Source organism: Paenibacillus macquariensis, from assembly GCF_900156375.1.
GTDB classification, from domain to species: Bacteria; Bacillota; Bacilli; order Paenibacillales; family Paenibacillaceae; genus Paenibacillus_AQ; species Paenibacillus_AQ macquariensis.
In genome coordinates this window covers 66,533-87,569 of record NZ_FTNK01000006.1, presented here as the reverse complement: position 1 = coordinate 87,569, position 21,037 = coordinate 66,533, and the positions used below count along the sequence as shown (strand labels likewise).

Genomic DNA, 21,037 nt, shown 5'->3' with positions numbered 1-21,037 from the left:
AAGAATGTGTACATTAATAAAACAGGGAGCTTATTCAAGGCTTCCCTGTTCTAGTGATTTCCATATTTCATTGTGCTTTCTTTATACGTGGAAATGGAGTGCATGGCCTCTAGTATCCATTGATATATGAAGAGATTCGACGATACATGCTCTTGTCTTTAAGCTTCCGGAAGTGGGATCTAGATGGAAACAGGTTGGCTTCGATAATCCAGACATGACCTTCGTCATCTAATCCGATATCTAACCCGTAGATGCGATGGCCAGGGAATAAACGGTCTAACCGCTTGACGGATCGTATTGAGACATGTTGAATTTTGTCCTTCAACATCATTTTGGACATGTCACTGAGCGATGATTCAGAGAGTGCTGAACTTACCCGCATGAGTTTGCCATTGCTTCTTTCAATATTGGATACGATGTAACCTGGACCCACCACTTTGGCGACCTTACCTGTCACTTTCCATGTACTGTGGTGTCGTCTACGTTGTACAATGATCCGCATATCAAAGGGACGTCCATGAACTGTAGCGCGAGTAATTAGACGCTGCACCATATAGGAGTGATATTTGGTTCGTTCTTGTAGGTAACGATAAACAGCATCTAGACCAGTAAATTGATGTTGCCTATTCTCAATATGGATCTCGTAGAGATCCTCTCCTAAATTCCTAACTTGATAAACACCACGTCCCCGACTGCCACCAATCGGTTTAACGATCACTTGACCGTATTTGTCCATCATTCTAAGGAAATTATGGTGTGAGAATTTTTTTGTGCGTGGTAGGTAGGGAGTTAAAGAAGAGGAATGTTCCAAATACTTATACTTAAGCCATTTATTTTTGCTTAGATTCATAGGTAATAACCGCCTCTCGTAGAGGGAATCCGATATCCCGTAAATAGATTTCAAGTAGAACTAAGAATGCATCAATATCGTGATGAGTTATATCACCGATATTCGCTATTCTAAAAGTATTTAATTTCTCGACTTTTCCGGGATAAATCGTAAATCCCTTAGTGTAAAAAAAGTCATGCATTTGTTGGAAATCGTATCCTTCGCAAATGGGTTCGATAATGGATGTAAGCAATTTGGAATGATGTTCTTCCGCAACGATATGATTCAATCCCAATCGATGTATCCCTTGAGTTAACGATTCCCATGATTGAGTATATCTTGAATATCTTTGCTCAATACCCTCGAGCATGAATTCGTTAATGGCTTGTCGGAGAGCGTAAAGCGTCTGGATGGGAGCGGTGAATCGCATCTGATTGTGTTTAAGGAAGTACTTATATTGATCATACAGATTCAAGTAATAACTTCTCTGACGGACATGCTGAAGACCCTCAAATTTCTGCCTAGGGGCAATTACAAAAGATACACCGGGTAGACCTTGAACATTCTTGTTGGAGCTTGCAATCAGATAACTAATATTCATATCCTCCATCTGAATAGGAACCGCTCCAAATGAACTAATGGCATCGACGATCAGTTCTACCTGATAAGTCTTGCATAACTCGCCTATAGCGTTGATATTGTTTAGTAAGCCTGTAGTTGTCTCATGGTGAACGACAGTAAGGTGGGTGATCGGCGTGTGGGTGAGTTTCAATATTTGTTCTAAAGCTGATAAATCTACTGGCTTATCTGGAGGACTTACAAATTCAATGAAATGTAAACCATACACGGTAGCAATTTCGCACATGCGTTGTCCATAGGCACCATTGTTAATGATAATTATCGTATCTTCACCAATGACAGAGCTAAGGACAGCGTCCATCGCTGCTGTACCAGAACCACCAAATAATACGGCAGTGTATTGTTTCTCATCTGCGACGATTGCTGTTAAATCGGTAGATATCGATTCCATCAACTGTCCAAACTCAGGCTCGCGAGGACAAATATCCGGTACGATTTGAGCGAATTTGACGGTATCTGTCGTAGTTGCAGGTCCGGGGGTAAGCAGAATATTTCTTTGTACACTTCTCATGATTGATCTTCCCCTTATTGACTTGAAGTACCAGAGTTTAAGAATAGGCGTAGTCGATCCTTGACTTCGTATGGCTTAATATGAGGCCGAGCGAGATCTTTCTTGGAACCCGGAGCAATCTTTAGATGAAGAAAAGTGAGACCTTTCTCTATTTTCCAATCCATAATGGACGATCTTAATTGATCTAGGTTATGAACATATATGGACCTCGTATAGCCACAAGCTGCTGTGATTTCGACAAAGTCAATATTGTCAGACACGGTTTTTTGCCCACCTGTTGAATCATGTGCGTTATTATCTAACAGTATATGAAGCATATTTGGGGGACTGTAATATCCGTTAGTAGCCAAAGACCCCATTCTCATGAGTAGAGCACCATCTCCATCAATGACGATAATGTCCTTATCTTTCTTGGACAACGCGAGTCCTAGCCCAATAGAACTAATGCACCCCATAGAACCCACCATGTAGAAATTACTTGATATATCCGCAACTTCGTATAATTCTCGTCCTGTCTTTCCCGTAGTGGCAAGCTGCACGGTGTTATTGTCTGATAGGGATCGGATTGTAGAAAGAGCATCGTAACGTTTAGGTAACTGATCGGAAGTATCTTTTGGTTGCTTGAGTATATTGGATGAAAGGTTCTGTTCTTGAGATCGCAGGATTTCTTTCTGAAATGTTCCCTTTCTAACGACAAAGAAGAAAGGATGGTCTTGGTGGATGATTTGAATCGCTTGTTGAATCTGTTGTGTGGCTTCAGCTATATCTGAAGATAAATAAGCCCAACGTACTTCCATCAGATCCAGTAAACGGGTTGTAATTTGACCCATTAATTCATGTTGTGGTTCGTCGGGAATTCCCGGTTCACCGCGGAGACTAACAAACCCTAGTAGTGGAATCCGAAACGTATAATTTAGCGAGACTAAGGGAGATACGGCATTCGCGAGCCCTGAATTTTGCATGAGAACAACGGGATATTTCCCAGCCAAATAAGCGCCACTGGCGATGGCCAATGCATCACCTTCGTTTGTCGCTCCCACATATTCACAATCATTAATCGCATAATTGATCAAATCCTTTAGAAATGAACAGGGAACCCCAGTATAAAATGCAAACCCTGCTTGTTTAAGTTCTTCTCCAAACACTTTGGTATCAATCATATAGTATCATCTCGATGTATGTGTGATGTGGGAAGATACTTGCCCTCAGCAGTCGTTAATTCTTCCACGTGCTGTAGTCTGAAAACCTCATCTACGGTGGCTACGTTGTTCTCTACAGCAAGTAGATTCTCATCTTGGAAAATGGTTTGGGATATTCGCTGCATCGCATCGATAGAAGCTCGTAGATTATGGTTGGCCCAGATGATGGCACTGACTCCGAGTTCTTTAAAGCGGGATGTTGGGGTGGCATAATATTTAGTGGGAACGATAATGATAGGGGTTTTGCTCTTCCATTCTTTCATGAATAATTCGATTTCAGATGCATCTCGCCTTTTACTGTGTATGAGAATGGCATCTGCACCAGCACGCTCGTACGCCTCCGCACGTCGTAGATTCTCTTCGAGTCCAAATCCTGCAATAAAAGCTTCAACTCTTGCAACGACCATAAAGTCATTATCCTCTTGCGTATCCTTCATCGCTTTAATTTTTCCACAGAACTCATCGATATCTGCAAGAGGTTGCGGTCCGTTATCAATAAAGGAGTTGGTCTTTGGAAATAGTTTATCTTCGATACATACACCTGCGATTTGACGTTGCTCTAATTTCTTAACTAATCTTCTAGCATTATTGAAGTTTCCGTAACCGGTATCCCCATCAAGCAAGATGGGTATCTTCGTCGCATCACTCATAAATTCAAGTACATCGAGTACTTGTGTCCAGGAAGCTTCATTACTGTCTCGAACACCAAGCGATGAGGAAATAGATAGTCCGCTAGCCCAAATGGCTTTAAATCCAGTCTGCTCTACGATGGTTGCAGATAAGCCATTATGGGCTTCCATTAAATATTCGGTACTCTGAGATTGAAACAGATGCTTTAATTGAGTCGATTTATTCATCGGACCTATCCTTTCTTTATCTTCTTTTTGTTATGCCGAATAGTTCTGAGCATTTCTGAGGTAGGCAACTTGGTGAAAAGTTTGTGTTGAGGTCTCGTATTGGCTTCAATGATCCATATTTGTCCGCTACTTTCCACGGCTAGATCAATGCCAAGCTCGCGAATATCCTTGAACCTCTTGTTGAGCGTTGTGGCAATGTCCATGGATATAATTCTTAGATTTTCAATACATTCATTCACTTTCTCGGTGTTTCCTTCAAATAGTGGGTACAGTACTTTTTCTAACAGGACTGCTTTTCCTCCTCTTGTGTAATTCGTAATGTAATGATGTGGAGGCGCAATTCGAGCAGCCATGCCAGAAATACCCCATTCAGAACGAGGTTTCTGTAAATACATCCGAATATCAAATACTCTTCCATGGTATCGGCCTAAATGGATACCTTTTTGAACGATATATTGAGTGGACGATTTCTGATACCGCCGTAAAGTGCGATATAAAGAATGTTTTCCCACACGCTCGCGTATCTTCCCATACCTAATCTCATATCCACCTGTAGATGTGTTACGAATCTTAAGAATGCCCGAACCTCCACTACCGCCATCTGGTTTCAAGAAGACTGTAGAATGTGATTTAAGCATGTGTAGTGCATCTGAGGCGGTAAGCCATTTCGTTGATGGTATATGTGGGTATAGGGAAGGGTTTTTAACAAGGAGCTTATGCTTGATCATTTTTCCTTTTACAGAGTGACTTGACATGGATACCACAACCTTCTTGTAGGCCATTTAAGGATTTCATGACAATACATTTCATGATTACTGCTTAAATTGCACATCGATGTTGTTAGAGTAGGAAATGTATTCATATTAGCCTCCTTCATTTCTTTTCTCACCCAATTGTTAAATTCAATAACATACTATGGAGGCAAGACTTAGCCTAAACACTGCATAAGCCTATTTCGGGAAAATGTCTTTGGAAGTATCTGAACAGGATTTTTAATTTATTGTGGTATTTATGTTATTATTTGTATAAATATTAAATGTGAAAGGGTGTCCTATATGCCACTGATTAAAGGTTTTTTTCTTGTTGTAGTAAACTTGGTTGTAGAATTGTGGACTGGTTTCAACAATCGAAATCCTGATTTCTACGACAAACATTCGGCTACCCGAACAAAAACAGGCTATATTTTCTTTGTTACACTGGTCACTCTTGCAACAGTCGGTATAGTTAGTTGGTTATATGTAAGGATATATTGACCATTTATTATGGCATTTTGCTGTGGAAGTTTATTATAATAGATGGTAGACACATTAAGAGAGGATGACAGATACATATGAAATTTAGTGAATATCGTTATGAAAGACCGGATGTACAGGTAGTTGAAGAGCAGTTCAAGTTATTGCTAACTGCATTTAATGCAGCAGACAGTTTCGATCAGCAAGATCAGATCATGACATCGATTAACAAATTGCGTAGTGAGGTTGCGACGCAAGGAACATTGGCATCAATCAGACACTCTGTGGACACGAATGATGAATTCTATAAGGCAGAGCAGGATTTCTTCGATGAATTTGGACCCGTCTTTCAGGAATATGAAACAGATTACTATCGTGGGCTAGTCAACTCTAAGTTCAGAGCGGATTTGGAAACAAAATGGGGAAGCCAACTGTTTCAATTGGCAGAACTTTCATTACAGACATTTAAACCGGAAATCATTGAAGACCTTCAATTGGAAAATAAGCTAACGACGGAATATTCACAGCTTATCGCATCTGCTAAAATCCCATTCGAAGGGGAAGAAAGAACGTTAACTCAGTTGACACCATTTGAGCAATCAACGGATCGTCAAATGAGACGTGCTGCTGCTGAAGCTAGATATACGTTCATGGCTGAAAATGAAGGGCAGTTCGACCGTATTTATGACGACTTGGTTAAAGTACGTACGAAGATTGCAAAGAAACTTGGTTACGCTAATTTCACGGAGTTAGGATATGCCCGTATGAATCGTACGGATTATAATGCCGAAATGGTTGCCAACTTTAGAAATCAAGTTGCGGAATTTATCGTTCCAGCGGCTACGAAGTTAAGACAACGTCAGACTCGTCGAATCGATGTTGAACAATTGGCTTTCTATGACGAAGCTTTTAGCTTCAAGAGCGGAAATGCGACACCTAAAGGAGATCCGGATTGGATTCTTGAGAATGGCGTGAAGATGTATCGTGAGCTCTCACCTGAAGTGAATGAATTCTTCACGTTTATGGTTGATAATGAACTAATGGATCTAGTAAGTAAAAAGGGTAAACAAGGCGGGGGATATTGCACCTACTTGAGCGAGTACGGCGCTCCGTTTATCTTCTCCAATTTCAATGGAACATCTGGGGATATTGACGTGCTTACACATGAAGCGGGGCATGCTTTCCAAGTATATGAGAGCCGCCATTATAGCGTTCCTGAATATAACTGGCCTACATTTGAAGCATGCGAGATCCACTCGATGAGTATGGAATTCTTTACGTGGCCTTGGATGGATCTGTTCTTTAAGGAAGATGCAGATAAATATCGCTTCAACCATTTAGCTGAATCATTGTTATTTATTCCTTACGGCGTATCTGTTGATGAATTCCAACATTTCGTATACGATCATCCAGAAGCGACACCAGCGGAGCGTAAGAGCGCATGGCGTGCGATTGAGAAGAAGTATTTACCGCATCGTAATTATGAGAATAATCATTATTTGGAGAGCGGTGCGTTCTGGCAGAAGCAAGCTCATATTTTCCAATCCCCATTCTATTATATCGATTATACTTTGGCGCAAATCTGTGCATTCCAATTCTGGAAGAAGATGAACGAGGATTCTAAATCAGCCTGGGCAGATTATTTGAAGTTATGTCAACAGGGAGGAAGTCAATCCTTCTTAGGCCTTGTGAAAGTAGCTGGTCTAATATCTCCATTCGAGGATGGCTGTGTAACATCGGTCATCGGTGACATTGAGAGTTGGTTAGATGGGGTAGAAGATAACAAATTGTAATGAATAGTTGAATTGAATAGCTCGTATTAGAAACCACATATGTGAAAAGCATATGTGGTTTTTTGCATCGTGTTAAATCTATGTTTAAAAGGAGAAATAGGCTTGCGAGCGGGTGAAAAGATAGGAACGGTCTAGAAGCATACTATTTGATGGATTCTGTAAATTAGCTGATAGGTTTATCAGAGCTGATTCAACTAGCGTCTTTCTGACAGGGCCCCATTGTTCAGTTTTATTCTGATTGTAGGTCATACCCTCGTAAATCGACAGACCTCTCAACGGCATAAAAACAGAAGCCCAGTGGATGAGGTCGAAATGTTGCTGCACTTCCGGTATCTTGTACTCAGCCCAACCATCGATGCCATGACTTGAAATTTTAAACAATCCACAGGTGCACTTATCGCTATGCACTGCTACCATATTCTCGATTAATGTACAATCAAATTGATATATTTCTAAATTACCAATCTTGAAGTTGGACAGCTCAGGTTGTTTCAGTTCAGACAAAGGGTCGGTCAAGTTTAACATGGATCATTCTCCTCATGGTTATGGAATGGATGGACAACATAAAAAGCCCAAAGAGTAGAGAATCTCTACTCTTTGGGCTTTACACAGTAAATAATAGAAGCTGTGAAAGCACGAAGGTGTGGTTCTCTCTCAATACGCTTACGAAGTTAGCTGTCGGATTCGGGCTTGAGAGTGCCCTACCTAGCGCTTAGTAATAAGCAGAAGGATTCACCCCATGAAACCATTGTGGCGGTTTTCTGTTGGGTCCCCCGTTTCCCTTTTAAGGGAATTCAGCGTTTGATTTGAAAAGTATAAGTTGTTGAGATGAATGTTACGCTGAGAACGAGATAATGTAAAATCCTAAAACAGGCATTAATACTGGATTTTAAGATCGAATTGTTAAAAAAAAACGGTTACATTCGGGAGTGTCGTTTATTATCTATATAAATACTTCGAAATACTATGTTTTGCGTGATTTAATCGTATTGAGGAGAGTTTGTCATACTCATAACGATTTAGAAGAGGGTGTGATATCGTCTACTCCATTGTGGTTGATGTTATATTGGGAAGTTGTTAAGAGGAACTATCGCTCTACATGAATCTGGACCAATGAGGAGTTGAGTTGTAAATGCTTACGGATTCGTTTCTTCATAACGTATGCTAAGCAATTGATTATTGTGGGGATTGAATGCAATCGTCACAAAGACACCAATTTCAATATTATTTTTCGTGAGAATGAGCTTGAACTTCTCTTCCGTGTTAGTGTCGGAAAGTTTCACACTACCTATATGAAGATAGTCTGTAACAGACGTATTGTACTTCTTTTGTGTCTCTTTGACGGCAATACGACCCCATTGTGCATATGAAGGTTCAGCCTGGAGTATACCCGAGGGTAGGATTGTCATTGAGGTTGTCATGATGAGTGTTAACGAAATTATAACTTTCAGGATTGAGAACATCGATTAAAGCCTCCTTGTTGTGAGAATCAATCTTATTATTTGTAAAATATGTAATCGTATTCATAAAATACGCTTTGAATAGCTTCTTGATTGTTTTGCATTGGAATAAGTAGTGGTAGCAATGGATTTCTACATATATAGTAATTGACGTAAATAGTACAGGCATATATTATAAGTATTAATTACTAGGAATTTTTTGCATTAAGACTTTAGTACGACGCAATCTCACAGCGGTGAAGCTTGTCTGTTTTAGTCGAATGCCGTTACATCAGATTATCAATATGAAAAAGGGGGATTTGGAATGAAAAAGAAAGTATGGGTCTCGCTTATCTTGACTGCAGTGATGTTAGCAACGGTAGCCTGCGGAAATAACGCAGCGAAGGGGACGAATGACACCACGGGATCAGACGCAGCAAGCAAAGAAAATGGTGACAAGAAATCGTACAAGATTGCCATTTCTCAAATTGTCGAACATCCATCGTTGGATGCTACGCGTGAAGGATTCTTGCAAGCCTTGAAGGATGCTGGAATTGTTGAAGGAGAGAATTTGAAGGTAGACTATAACAATGCTCAAAATGATCAAACGAATAATATGACAATTGCACAGAAGATCAATTCTGGTGATGCAGATCTAGTCCTTGCCATTGCAACACCGTCAGCACAAGCGGTTGTAAAAGAGGTTAAGGACAAGTCGATACTGTTCGCGGCAGTTACGGATCCACTGGATGCTAAGCTTGTAACGAATCTAGAAAAGCCGGGCGGAAATATTTCTGGGGTTTCTGATACAAACCCTGAAGCGATCACTAAATTGATGGATTTCATTGCTGGGAGTTTTCCGAATGTGAAAAATTTGGGGCTTGTCATTAATGAAGGTGAATCCAACGCGGTAATGATGGCTAAGTTGGCAGAGGAAGCTCTTTCTAAACATGGGATTAAGTTAGTTAAGGTAGCAATCACGAATACCTCTGAAGTTAAACAAGCAGCAGAATCATTGATTGGTCGTGTAGATGCACTGTATATTACGCTTGATAACAGCGTAGTGAGTGGTGCAGATGCAATCATTCAAGTTGCTAAGGAGAAACATCTCCCATTCTTCTCAAGTGATCGTGATACGGTCGAGAAAGGTGCATTTGCTACTGTAGGATTTAAATACTTCGATCATGGTTACCAAGTGGGTCAAATGGCTGTTGATATCTTGAAAAATGGCAAGAAGCCAGGAGATATGCCAATCACGGTTCAGCAGAAACTAGATATCATTCTAAATCTTAAGGCAGCAGCTGACCAAGGGATCGTTGTAACGGATGAGATGAAAGCGCAAGTGCAAGACGCTGAGAAAAATATTATCCAATAATTCGTATCTGACTTGATGGACTATGTTATTTGTAATTATGTTTAGGAGTGGCCGATACTTATTATCGTCCACTCCCTTTACGTCTAAGAGGAGGTAATCAAAATGATCGACTCATTATGGGGTGCGTTAGAATCTGGGTTGTTGTATGCATTTATGGCACTTGGTGTGTATATTACGTTTCGGATTTTGGATTTCCCTGATTTAACGGTTGATGGCAGCTTTACGACAGGGGCTGCTATTGCTGCGGTGATGATCAGCAATGGCTATTCCCCTATTCTAGCTACGCTTTCAGGGTTTGGCGGAGGGCTAGTTGCCGGAGTATGTACAGGACTGTTACATACAAAAGGTAAAATTAATGGACTCATGTCTGGTATTCTAATGATGATTGCTCTGTATTCCATCAATATGAGAATTATGAGTAAACCTAATATTTCGATCTATAACATGGATTCGATATTCATTTCGGTAAAACCACTGATTATTGTACCGATTATTGCGATTGTCGTATTGGTGCTATTGGATCGTTTCTTGTATTCGGATCTTGGGTTGGCGCTAAGAGCTACTGGGGATAATGAGCGTATGATTCGAAGTTTCGGTGCAAATACGGATCTCACAAAAATTGTAGGTATCAGTTTGTCGAATGGATTGGTAGCACTCTCGGGAGCTCTTATTGCTCAACAATCTTCTTTCGCTGATATTAATGGTGGGGTGGGAATGATCGTTATTGGTCTTGCATCCGTTATTATTGGTGAAGCTGTGTTTGGTGCAAGTAATGTTATTCATCATACCATTTCAGTCGTTCTAGGTTCAATTATATATCGTATTGTTGTAGCTCTTGCACTTCGGGTAGAATGGTTGGAAGCTTCGGATATGAAGTTGATTACGGCTATTATTGTTATTATTGCACTCGTTCTTCCTTCCACACGGCGTGTGATTAAGCAGAAGAAGATGGCTAAGAAACGTTCAGCAGAAATATTACTTGTTGGACAGAAGAAAACCATGGGAGGTGGAATGTAATGCTCCAGTTAAACCATGTAGCTAAATTGTTTAATCCGGCCACGCCTGATGAGAAGATTGCTTTATTTGATATACAACTACATATGAAACCAGGAGACTTCGTTACGGTTATTGGTAGTAATGGGGCAGGTAAGTCGACATTAATGAATATTATCTCGGGCGTTATGAAGCCGGACACTGGTAATGTGATCATTGATAATGAAGACATCAGTCACTTACCAGAATACCGTCGAAGTCAATGGATTGGACGCGTCTTTCAAGATCCGATGGCTGGAACAGCTCCGCGAATGACCATTGAAGAAAATTTAGCGATGGCTTACGCACGGGGGAAACAACGTGGATTTTCATTAGGTGTGAAGGCGAGCAAACGAAAGTTGTTTCGTGAACATCTTTCACGCTTAGGTATTGGTCTAGATGAGAGACTCCATGCTAAGGTAGGAATGCTCTCGGGTGGTGAACGGCAGGCGTTGAGTCTATTAATGGCTACGTTTACGAATCCTCAGATCCTATTACTTGATGAACATACGGCAGCACTTGACCCTGCTCGAGCAGAGTTAATCACGCAATTAACAGAGAGTATCGTTCGGGAGATGAATCTGACGACGTTAATGGTAACTCATAATATGGAACAAGCGATACGTCTTGGTAATCGACTCATCATGATGGATGGTGGTCGTATCATATTAGATATCGATGAAGAACGAAAGAAAGACTTAACGGTCGAGAGGTTGCTAGGTGAATTCGAACAGATTAGTGGACATAAATTGTCCGATGATCGTCTTGTATTAGGGTAGCAAGTAAGAGACAAGCTATAATCTCACTATGATTGCTGTGAGGTTCTAGCTTGTTGTTGTTTGAGATTGCTTGTGGCTGTAGGATTACCCGACCTAGGAGTTCGAAAGTCCCACTATTGAAATTAGCTTAGGATGTCTGAGTTGACCCGCCTCTGTGATCTCAAGTCCCGTAACTTGCGCTTTTAAGGAGTTTTTTAACCAATGAATAGTTGTTCTCCGCAATCCTTCTGGCATGACATCGAAATAATCTTGTTGCTGAGCACTAGCCTGTAACATCGCTAATTGCTGCTTTAAAGAATGAGTAAGACCAGAAGAAATTCTACCGAAATATTGGCCGTCTTTACTCATAGCTAGACTGGATACGATGCCGTTTTTCATAAGAACACCTACAATATCTACCTGCATCTGTACGGAAGTCTTACACTTTAGCCAATCGTGGTGATGTTTACCTTCACGATAAGGACTAGAACGCTTCTTAGCGACGACACCTTCTAATTGTTGCTCAACCACCCAATGCCATAAGACCTCACCATCATGAAATATATCTGTTGTATAGAGTGGATGTTTCCAACTTGTAGCTATCGCTTTTAATCTTTGATGTCGTTCTTCGAATGGAAGTTTCCTTGTGTCCTGTTCTCCATATTGTAATAGATCAAATACCATGTAACTGACAGGTTCACGTTCAGCTGCACTCTTAATGAGCCTAGTGTCACGCATTCTACCACGCTTCTGTAATTGTTGAAAGCTAGGTTTACCCGTAGTCGGATCTAAAAGAATGGCTTCTCCATCTAAAATATAATTCCCATTCAATGCGGAAAGTGCTTCTATTAACTCAGGGAAAATGGTATTTAGGGATAACATCTTTTTGGAGTAAAGATTAACTGTTCCATCCTCAATATTCGCTATGACTCGGTAACCGTCCCACTTTAGTTGATAGATCCATTCATCGCCAACGGGTAGGGTAGGTTGAAGAATAGGTGACATTGGCGTAAATGGAATCATATACGTATTCCTCACTTTCAATTTCGCTATCATGTGGTTCTTTTGATATCAAGTTATTAACGGAAGTTCGCATCTATAAACAAGGGAGTACAGACAAAAGAATGAAAGTGACTATTACGACAAAAATTAGATGAAATTTTACGTTTATTCTGATATGTTTCTAATATTAATTATCTTACCTAAATAGGAGAGATCTTATGTTTGAAAAAAATGCAACGATTTGTTTCCAAGGAGATTCAATTACCGATGGAGGACGCGGGCGTGATGGAGATCTTAATCATGCCATGGGACATGGATATGCTTATCTTATTGCAAGCCGATTAGGGTATGAACAACCAGAACAACAGTATAATTTCCTGAATAGAGGGATTAGTGGGAATCGGATTGTTGATTTGTATGGACGTTGGCAAGAGGATACGCTAAATCTTAAACCAGATGTGTTAAGTATTCTTATTGGCGTAAATGATGTGGGAATGGAATTCTCTCAAGCATGTGGTGTATCTGCGCCTAAGTATGAGAAGGTATATGCGTCTTTAATAGAAGAGACTAAATCACAGTTCCCTAATATTAAAATAGTTATTTGTGAGCCGTTCATACTGCCGGTGGGATATGTCAAAGATAATTGGAAGCAATGGTACCAAGAAGTTTCTCGGAGACAAGAAGCGGCGAAGAGAATTTCTGAAGCTTATGGTACCATTTATGTTCCCCTACAGGAGTCCTTTAATGACGCTTGTCGTCAAGCAGACGAATCCTATTGGATATGGGATGGTGTGCATCCAACGCCTGCAGGACACGCACTGATTGCAAATCAATGGATAGAAATTGTGATGAATAGGAAATAGTTGCACTTGCGAAAAGGCTGTCAGCGAATGCTCGCTGACGGCCCTTTTCACAGGTAAAATAATACATAATACGTATTGACACGGGAATCTTAATATGAGAAAATGTACGCGCGTACATAAAACGGACTGGAGGGCTTATTATCGTATCCCGTAAGGAAGTGGCTGATCTAGCCAAGGTATCTGAGGCAACCGTATCTAGAGTACTTAATAATGTTGGACCCATAAAGGAAGAGACTAGGCAACGAGTAATCGATGCAGCTAATGAACTTAATTATGCTCCAAGCGCATTGGCAAGAAATTTCGCTACAAGTAAAAGTGGGAACATAGGAGTTATTCTTCCTTATTTACCTAAAGTTAATATGTTTTCTACCTACTTTTTCTCAGAAATATTAAGTGGAATTGGCAGTATGTCACGTGAGTTCGGGTATGATCTATTGCTCTTATTTAGGCCCATGGATGACGTATTGAATTATTATTCTCAATTATTTCATACACATAAGGTGGATGCGCTTATCGTATTAGGCTCTAAAGAAGATCCTATAGAGTTAGAAGCATTACGACGGTTAAAAGAAGAGGGTAGACATTTCTGTCTAATCAATCAACATTATGATGGAGAAGGTTTCAGCGAAGTGGACGCGACCCATGAGAAGGGAAGTTATGAAGCGGTTACTCATCTTATTCAGCAAGGGTATAAAGAAATCGCTTTTATTAATGGACCAGACGAATACTCGAATAGTCGTGAACGCTCCGCAGGATATCGCAGAGCTCTACATGATCATGGCTTAGAAGTTAATCAGTCATTATTATTCACAGGTAACTTCGGTCGCAAAAGCGGTTACGCTGTGGCATCGTCAGTCTTTGCTAGGTTGAATGAAGTCGATGCGATATTCGCATCAAACGATCGTATGGCTATCGGTCTACATCAGGGATTGAGAGATCTCGGTATACCATGGAATCAACTTCCGGGTATGATAGGCTTCGATGATTCGGATATAGCGGAGTTAACGACACCGACCCTTAGCAGCGTTAAGGTACCTTTCTTCCAAATGGGGGAGCTTGCTGCAGAGAATCTGTTAAGCCGTCTGAGACCATCATCATTAGGCATGCAAGATCATTTCCGAATTCAATTACCGACAGAACTTATGATAAGAGAATCATCATTGCGAACCGATTCTAAGGAGGAATAGAAATGAAGGAGCTCCGTATTGGTATGGTAGGCTACAAGTTTATGGGTAAGGCTCATAGCAATGCTTATCGTGCACTCCCGATGTTTTTTCCAGATACTAAGATTAAACCGAGAATGTCAGTCATCTGTGGTCGGGATAAGGATGGCGTTACACAGGCGGCTAAGCAATTTGGCTGGGCAGAGGTTGAGACAGATTGGCGGACGTTGGTAGAGCGTGAAGATATCGATCTTATTGATATCAATGCACCAAGTAATGTACATAAGGAGATTGCATTGGCTGCAGCACGTGCGGGTAAACATATTTTTTGTGAGAAGCCACTGGCATTAACGCTTGCGGATTCTCGTGAAATGTTAGCTGCTGCTGAGGAAGCCGGAATTAAACATATGATCGGTTTTAATTATCGATTCACTCCGGCGATACAGTTAGCCAAGAAGCTAATTGATAGTGGAAGGTTAGGTGAACTCTATCATTTCCGGGCATGGTTTCTGCAGGACTGGATTATAGATCCGACATTTCCGTTAGTATGGCGACTTCAGAAGGAGATTGCAGGTTCAGGTTCGCATGGTGATCTGGGCGCTCATCTGATTGACCTCGCTCATTATTTAGTTGGTGATATGAATGAGGTTATAGGGATGAGTGAGACTTTCATTCGTGAACGTCCACTTGCTAATGAAATGACGGGGTTAACTGCGAAAGGAAGTAGTGATGGGCCGAAGGGGAAGGTTACTGTTGATGATGCTACCTTATTCATGAGTCGTTTTGTAAACGGTACCATGGGTGTCTTTGAATCCACTCGCTTTGCTGCGGGACATCGGAGTACGAATTCTTTCGAAATTAATGGGAGTAAGGGAAGCGTTAAATTCGATTTCGAACGTATGAACGAACTGGAGGTTTATTTCACGGATGATGAGGAAGATGTGCAAGGTTTCCGTCGGGTCCTCGCAACTGATCCTGCGCATGCGTATTCAGAAGCTTGGTGGCCAACAGGACATACGATCGGATTTGAACATACATTTACGCATGAAATGTTGGAGCTTATGAATGCCATTGATGAAGGAAGACAACCTTCTCCTAATTTTCACGATGGAGTGAAATGTCAAGAGGTGCTAGAAGCAGTTGAACGTTCAGTAGAAGAGCGGCGTTGGGTGTCCGTTTCTGAAATGTAAACTAAACGAATAGGAGTGTTCTTATATGAAAAAGGCGTTAATTGTATGGGGTGGATGGGATGGGCATGAACCTGAACAAGTGGCTCAACTATTCAAAGGTATTCTAGAAAAGGAACAATTTGATGTAGAGGTGTCAGATACGCTAGAAGCGTATTCTGACATAGAGAAACTTCTAAGCTTGGATTTAATTGTGCCCGTCTGGACTATGGGTGAAATTAGAAATGAGCTTGCAGATAATGTGTTGGCAGCGGTGGAAAAAGGGGTTGGAATCGCGGGTTGCCATGGAGGGATGTGCGATTCTTTCCGGACTAACGTGAATTGGCAGTTCATGACCGGAGGACAGTGGGTATCTCATCCAGGGAACGATGGGGTAGAATATACCGTTCATATGAAATATAGTTCGGGCTTGTTACTGGAAGGAATAGAGGATTTCGAAGTCAAGAGTGAACAGTATTATCTTCATGTGGATCCGGCTGTAGAAGTTCTAGCAACTACTATATTCCCAGTGGCTACAGGACCACATTCGACGAATGGAAGCGTTGAGATGCCTGTTGTTTGGACGAAGCGTTGGGGGAATGGCAGAGTATTCTACAATTCGTTAGGTCATCATGCAGATATTATTGAGATGCCAGAAGTGACAGAGATCATGCGTCGTGGGTTCCTATGGGCAGCGGAGGGTAAGTTAACGGCTGAACAAAAACAGGGTGATTTAGTATCAGATCAAGCTAGCTCATACACCGGGATGGCAGATAGTAACTATTAAAGTATATAGGAGGGGAATTATAGAATGGATAAAATAACGGTTGGAATTATTGGTTGTGGGAAAATAAGCAGTATCTATATGGAGAACTGCAAGAAATTTAAAATAATCGATTTAGTTGCATGTGCAGATATAGATATAGAGCGGGCTCGGGAGAAAGCCGTAGAATATGATATACCTAAAGCTTATTCCCCTGAAGAGTTATTGGCCGATCCAGATATTCAATTGGTTATTAATCTAACGATTCCTGCGGCTCATGCTTCGGTATGTCTGCAAGCGCTTAGGGCAGGTAAGCATGTTTACGTGGAGAAACCACTTGCTGTTACGCGTGAAGAAGGTCAACAGGTATTACAAGTAGCGAAAGAAAAAGGTCTCCGTGTTGGATGCGCACCAGAAACATTCTATGGTGCGGGAATCCAAACGGCTTTACAATTATTGAACGATGGCGTGATTGGACGTCCGATAGCAGCAACGGCATTTATGATGAGTCATGGACACGAAGGATGGCATCCTGATCCAGAGTTTTACTACCAAGTAGGCGGTGGTCCGATGTTTGATATGGGACCTTATTATTTGACAGCACTTATTCAATTATTGGGTCCAATTAAACGAATCACAGGGATTACTGGAAAAGCACTGGACGAAAGAATCATCACAAGTGAGAAGAAGAAAGGTCAAGTCATTCCAGTTGAGATTCCAACACATGTGGCTGGCATGATGGAATTCGAAGAAGGGGCCATAGGAACGCTTATTATGAGCTTTGATATCTTTGGAGGAAGTAGCCTGCCACCGATTGAGATCTATGGTACGAAGGGTACTCTTCAAGTGCCTGATCCTAATAGTTTCAGTGGAAAAGTGAAATATCGCCTAACTGGACAATCAGAATGGATCGAACAGCCATTATTATATGGTTATGAAGAGAATACAAGAGGTATTGCCGCAGCTGATATGGCCTACGCCATCCAAAGCGGACGTCCACATCGAGCAAGTGGTGAACTAGCGTACCATGTTCTGGAGGCCATGTGGGCTTTCCATGATGCTTCGGATGCTTCGAAACATTATGAGATGCATAGTACATGTTCAAGACCAAGCCCCATGCATAAGGATCTTGAACCTTATACATTGGAAGAATGATGCTCTTTGGATTATTCTTAAATAAATAGGCCCTACGATACTGAATAACTTTCCATCGAACAACCTCGTGACGGTTAGTATCCTGTTACGAGGTTGTTTGGTTGCATCTAAATAAAAGATGAAAGAGATGAATTCTGATTACTTCTCAGATATAATGAATGGATGCTCTTAGAGGAGCGTACTATTGGTTTTTCAAAGTAAATCTTACAGGAGGACACAATGTCGTACAAACAGATTAAATGGATGATCCTCTTTCTACCTACGGTAACGGTTGGTTTATGGGAATATTTACGTCATAGTGCTTTACTTCATTACATCTCGATGGATTTGGGGAATTTTCTAAGCCCGGTCATTGTTTTTCTCACGAGTCTGACATTATTGATGCCACTATTTCGGATGCTTGAACATAATCAAGAAGAGTTGAACCGTGAACGTACAGAGAAGGCGGCACTTGAAGCGAGAGAACTGTTATCAAGAGAACTTCATGATGGAATAGCACAGTCTCTATTCTTATTGTCTGTGCAAATTGATCGTGTGGATACGAAAACAACCACGATAGAAGAGCAGGGTGAGATTCAAGAAATACGTAAAACGGTTCATGAAGTTAATCGGTATGCTCGTCAGGCCATCACGAATCTACGTTATCCGGCAACGACAGAGATGCATGAATTCGAAGACTCCATGAAAGCTAGAATTATGGATATTGCGGATGAGACGTTAACTATCCAACCTTTCATTGAATGGACGATCCCAGATCATTGCCTTGATGCGAGACAAAAAATAGAGATGTTAGCTTGTATCCGTGAATCCCTTCTTAATATAGCCAAACATGCGCAAGCGACCATTATTTCGATTCGTGGGGTTGGAACAGATCAGTCGTGGCAAGTCCGTATTGAAGATAACGGGGTCGGCATGATGGATGACCTTGATTACTACAAAGATCGTTATGGACTACGTATTATGATGGAAAGAGCACAGGATCTTGGGTGGCAGGTATCCCTACCGGATGTATCCCAAGGAGCCGTAGTTGAGATTAGAATGGAGGCAACAACGTCATGAGTATATATCGCGTACTTATCGTTGATGATTCACAACATGCTAGGGAAGCGATGATAAGTATACTGGATGAAGATGAGGATTATGATGTCATTGGGGTTGTGTCTAGTGGAGAAGAAGCGATCGCTGTTACGGAGCAACTGATGCCCGATCTTATCCTAATGGATATTGAAATGCAGGGTATAGGTGGTCTTGAGGCCACTCGAATCATTAAATTACAATATCCTTATGTCAAAATAGTAATGATTACAGTATCTGATGATATCGCACATTTATTCGAGGCACTTAAGCAGGGCGCACAAGGTTATTTACTGAAAAACCTATCCCCAAGCACATGGCTTGCGTATCTCCATGCGATTATGAGAGATGATGCTCCCTTAAGCCGCGAACTTGCTTATCAGATACTGAAAGAATTTCCGATTTCTGTCGCGAACGAGGATCATATTCCGTTGACCACAAGAGAAAGAGAAATATTAACATGGGTTGCATCAGGACTGACGAATAAAGAAATTGCCACACAACTCGGTATTTCCGATCAGACGGTAAAGAACCATTTGAAGAATATCCTACAAAAACTTCATCTTGAGAATCGTGTGCAATTAACCCGGTATGCCATGGAAAAAGGATTAGTTAATCGTAAAACAGGACTATTTCCTAAACGTAAACGTACTTAAAAAGAGCTTCACTTATCCTTCAAAGGATCAGCGAAGCTCTTTGTTTTATCCGATTGTTATTTTACCTTCTGGATATCGGAATGATTCTTTCTGTGGTTTAGGGCTTAATGCATAAGCTAATGTTAAAGGACCAAGTCGGCCTAAGAACATCAGGAAAGTGATCGCTAATTTTCCTACAAATGAAAGCTCAGAGGTGAGTCCCATTGAGAGGCCACACGTTCCGAAGGCGGAGGTTGCCTCAAATAGTAGGGTTAGAAATTGGTGATCTTCTGTAACAGATAATAACATGGTGAAAGCGATGACGAGTAGAAAAGACAACAGTGTAAGTGTAATGGCTTTGTATACTACTTCCTTTGAAATCCGATAGCGGAAGAATACGACATCTTCTCTGCCTCGAGCCATCGTATACATGGCACCTATAAGAATAGCAAAGGTAGTCACTTTGATCCCTCCACCCGTGGAACCAGGTGCTGCACCTATGAACATCCATATAATCATGAAAAACTGTGTAGATTGACGTAACATAGGGATGTCTAATGTTGTGATCCCACCAGAACGCGTAGTGACCGATTGTAATGTTGATGCCATGATTTTATCTGGTTGACTAAGACCTTGTAACGTATTTACATTAGTATACTCAAAAATATAAATCACGATGGATCCAATCACAACAAGGGCAAGTGACACTGAGAGAACCACTTTGCTGTGAAGCGATAGTTTTCTCGACTTACGAAATCCGAGTAGATCGGATATGACAATAAAACCAATCCCACCGAGAAAGATGAGTAGGATAATGACCAGATTTACATAGGGATCATTTACATAAGGATTAAAGCTACTAAATGGTCCGTGGATGCTCCCGAATATATCAAGACCAACGTTTGTGAATGAAGAAATACTATGGAATAATCCATAATATAAGGCCTGTCCGACTGGCATGTCCAGTGCAAACCGAATGGATAGAAGTATAGCTCCTACCAATTCGATGGTGAGAGAATAGAAAATGACTTTGCGCATGAGACGCACAATGCCCTCCATACTTCCGTGATTCATCGCTTGTTGTAGAATGAGACGCTCTTTAACAGAAATACGTTTGTTGAACACTAAGGCAATCAACGTAGCCATGGTGGTGAAACCGAGTCCACCAATTTGACAAAGGCTTAATATCACTATTTCCCCAAAAGTTGAAAGCTCTGTACCCGGATCGATGACAGCAAGTCCTGTGACGCAAGTTGCTGAGGTTGCCATAAATAAAGCATTCATAAGTGATAAAGATGATCCTGTTGATGAGGCTATGGGTAACGCAAGCAGAATAGTCCCTATTAGAATGATGATTGCGAATCCGATCACTAATATCTTCGGTGGGGTTAATAAGAAGCGATACACTTTATTTTTCTTCGTTAAATTCATTTCATTGCTCTCTTTCTAAAATGTCATTCTTTCCATTATAGTGTACCCAAGATTGATAAAACAGTCCTCGACTCCCATTATTTCTTATCGTAAGTTATAATTTAATATCAATACAGAAAAC

The 21,037-nt window shown here is 41.0% G+C and carries 20 protein-coding genes and 1 riboswitch; of the genes, 11 read left to right on the top strand and 9 right to left on the bottom strand.

Annotation, left to right across the window (positions count from 1 at the left end; all coding sequences use genetic code 11):
- Positions 1-109: 109 nt before the first annotated feature.
- From BW961_RS12830 to BW961_RS12810, 5 genes are read right to left on the bottom strand one after another with little or no spacing between them, the layout of a single operon-like run.
- The gene (locus tag BW961_RS12830) at positions 110-850 is read right to left on the bottom strand and encodes a YheC/YheD family protein (RefSeq protein ID WP_068580190.1); all 741 of its coding nucleotides are present in this window, start codon (positions 848-850) and stop codon (positions 110-112) included.
- The gene (locus tag BW961_RS12825) at positions 831-1,979 is read right to left on the bottom strand and encodes a 2-aminoethylphosphonate aminotransferase (RefSeq protein WP_068580188.1); all 1,149 of its coding nucleotides are present in this window, start codon (positions 1,977-1,979) and stop codon (positions 831-833) included. Before BW961_RS12825 ends, BW961_RS12830 begins: the two co-directional genes overlap by 20 nt.
- A 14-nt stretch (positions 1,980-1,993) precedes the next feature.
- Positions 1,994-3,139: a phosphonopyruvate decarboxylase gene (aepY, locus tag BW961_RS12820; RefSeq protein ID WP_170878563.1), complete on the bottom strand. Its 1,146-nt coding sequence runs from the start codon at positions 3,137-3,139 to the stop codon at positions 1,994-1,996.
- On the bottom strand, positions 3,136-4,035 hold the full coding sequence (aepX, locus tag BW961_RS12815) for a phosphoenolpyruvate mutase (protein ID WP_068580186.1): 900 nt from the start codon (positions 4,033-4,035) through the stop codon (positions 3,136-3,138). The genes aepY and aepX overlap by 4 nt, the downstream gene beginning before the upstream one ends.
- A gap of 5 nt (positions 4,036-4,040) precedes the next feature.
- Positions 4,041-4,790, bottom strand: coding sequence for a YheC/YheD family protein (locus BW961_RS12810; protein WP_068580184.1), 750 nt, complete (start codon positions 4,788-4,790; stop codon positions 4,041-4,043).
- A gap of 575 nt (positions 4,791-5,365) precedes the next feature.
- On the opposite strand from BW961_RS12810, the gene BW961_RS12800 reads away from it, so the two are divergent.
- Entirely contained in the window at positions 5,366-7,060 is a 1,695-nt protein-coding gene (locus BW961_RS12800; RefSeq protein WP_068580179.1) for a M3 family oligoendopeptidase, read from the top strand.
- An 84-nt stretch (positions 7,061-7,144) separates the two neighbouring features.
- Here the strand turns inward: BW961_RS12800 and BW961_RS12795 are convergent, their stop codons facing one another.
- Positions 7,145-7,585, bottom strand: coding sequence for a hypothetical protein (locus BW961_RS12795; RefSeq protein WP_068580176.1), 441 nt, complete (start codon positions 7,583-7,585; stop codon positions 7,145-7,147).
- 119 nt (positions 7,586-7,704) lie between these two features.
- A riboswitch (cyclic di-AMP (ydaO/yuaA leader) is annotated at positions 7,705-7,870 on the bottom strand.
- A 326-nt stretch (positions 7,871-8,196) separates the two neighbouring features.
- Positions 8,197-8,523 (bottom strand): DUF3889 domain-containing protein, encoded by a 327-nt coding sequence (locus tag BW961_RS12790; protein WP_068580174.1) that lies wholly within the window; start codon positions 8,521-8,523, stop codon positions 8,197-8,199.
- Positions 8,524-8,824: 301 nt separating this feature from the next.
- On the opposite strand from BW961_RS12790, the gene BW961_RS12785 reads away from it, so the two are divergent.
- The 3 genes from BW961_RS12785 to BW961_RS12775 all read left to right on the top strand — a co-directional run bounded on the left by BW961_RS12785 (position 8,825) and on the right by BW961_RS12775 (position 11,685).
- Positions 8,825-9,874, top strand: a complete 1,050-nt coding sequence (locus BW961_RS12785; RefSeq protein WP_068580172.1) for an ABC transporter substrate-binding protein — start codon at positions 8,825-8,827, stop codon at positions 9,872-9,874.
- A 102-nt stretch (positions 9,875-9,976) separates the two neighbouring features.
- Positions 9,977-10,891 (top strand): ABC transporter permease, encoded by a 915-nt coding sequence (locus tag BW961_RS12780; protein ID WP_068580170.1) that lies wholly within the window; start codon positions 9,977-9,979, stop codon positions 10,889-10,891.
- A complete protein-coding gene (locus tag BW961_RS12775) occupies positions 10,891-11,685 on the top strand; it encodes an ABC transporter ATP-binding protein (protein WP_068580169.1) in 795 nt (264 codons plus the stop codon). The genes BW961_RS12780 and BW961_RS12775 overlap by 1 nt, the downstream gene beginning before the upstream one ends.
- Before the next feature lie 93 nt (positions 11,686-11,778).
- Here the strand turns inward: BW961_RS12775 and BW961_RS12770 are convergent, their stop codons facing one another.
- Positions 11,779-12,687 (bottom strand): ATP-dependent DNA ligase, encoded by a 909-nt coding sequence (locus tag BW961_RS12770; protein ID WP_068580167.1) that lies wholly within the window; start codon positions 12,685-12,687, stop codon positions 11,779-11,781.
- Positions 12,688-12,884: 197 nt separating this feature from the next.
- Between BW961_RS12770 and BW961_RS12765 the strand changes: the two genes are divergently transcribed.
- The 7 genes from BW961_RS12765 to BW961_RS12735 all read left to right on the top strand — a co-directional run bounded on the left by BW961_RS12765 (position 12,885) and on the right by BW961_RS12735 (position 19,506).
- Positions 12,885-13,529: an SGNH/GDSL hydrolase family protein gene (locus BW961_RS12765; RefSeq protein WP_068580166.1), complete on the top strand. Its 645-nt coding sequence runs from the start codon at positions 12,885-12,887 to the stop codon at positions 13,527-13,529.
- Positions 13,530-13,687: 158 nt separating this feature from the next.
- The gene (locus BW961_RS12760) at positions 13,688-14,716 is read left to right on the top strand and encodes a LacI family DNA-binding transcriptional regulator (RefSeq protein ID WP_244555947.1); all 1,029 of its coding nucleotides are present in this window, start codon (positions 13,688-13,690) and stop codon (positions 14,714-14,716) included.
- Between the two features lie 2 nt (positions 14,717-14,718).
- Positions 14,719-15,882, top strand: coding sequence for a Gfo/Idh/MocA family protein (locus tag BW961_RS12755; protein WP_068580164.1), 1,164 nt, complete (start codon positions 14,719-14,721; stop codon positions 15,880-15,882).
- 25 nt (positions 15,883-15,907) lie between these two features.
- Positions 15,908-16,645: a ThuA domain-containing protein gene (locus BW961_RS12750; protein WP_068580163.1), complete on the top strand. Its 738-nt coding sequence runs from the start codon at positions 15,908-15,910 to the stop codon at positions 16,643-16,645.
- 24 nt (positions 16,646-16,669) lie between these two features.
- Entirely contained in the window at positions 16,670-17,776 is a 1,107-nt protein-coding gene (locus tag BW961_RS12745; RefSeq protein ID WP_068580160.1) for a Gfo/Idh/MocA family protein, read from the top strand.
- Positions 17,777-17,995: 219 nt separating this feature from the next.
- Positions 17,996-18,835 carry a sensor histidine kinase gene (locus BW961_RS12740; protein WP_068580158.1) on the top strand — a complete coding sequence of 280 codons (840 nt, stop codon included), beginning with the start codon at positions 17,996-17,998 and terminating at the stop codon, positions 18,833-18,835.
- Complete coding sequence (locus BW961_RS12735; protein ID WP_068580152.1) at positions 18,832-19,506, top strand: response regulator; 675 nt, start codon at positions 18,832-18,834, stop codon at positions 19,504-19,506. The genes BW961_RS12740 and BW961_RS12735 overlap by 4 nt, the downstream gene beginning before the upstream one ends.
- Positions 19,507-19,551: 45 nt before the next feature.
- On the opposite strand, the gene BW961_RS12730 is transcribed toward BW961_RS12735, so the two are convergent.
- Positions 19,552-20,916, bottom strand: a complete 1,365-nt coding sequence (locus BW961_RS12730; RefSeq protein ID WP_068580150.1) for a TrkH family potassium uptake protein — start codon at positions 20,914-20,916, stop codon at positions 19,552-19,554.
- Between the last annotated feature and the right edge of the window lie 121 nt (positions 20,917-21,037).